The 270-nt window shown below is 64.1% G+C and carries 1 pseudogene; it reads left to right on the forward strand.

Annotated elements, in window-relative coordinates:
* Positions 1-270: pseudogene (locus tag KUM44_RS28525) on the forward strand (sugar ABC transporter permease); the annotation flags it as partial.

The following is a 270-nucleotide window of genomic DNA, read 5'->3' on the forward strand; positions in this document are numbered from 1 at the left end:
GGCAAGGGGGGCAAGGTCCCCTTCCGGGTCCGGTGGCGTCGGGACCGCGCGCTCATCGTGATGACGCTGCCTGTGATCGTCCTGCTTGTGATCTTCAACTACGTTCCGTTGCTGGGCAACGTCGTCGCCTTCCAGGAGTACGACCCCTATGCCGCCGGCAACGGCATCACCGCGATCTTCCACAGCCCCTGGGTGGGGGTGGAGCAGTTCTCGCGGATGATGGACGACCCGCTGTTCTGGAGCGCCACGAAGAACACCATCGTGCTGTTC

The sequence above is a fragment of the Streptomyces sp. AC550_RSS872 genome, from assembly GCF_019049285.1.
GTDB lineage: Bacteria > Actinomycetota > Actinomycetes > Streptomycetales > Streptomycetaceae > Streptomyces.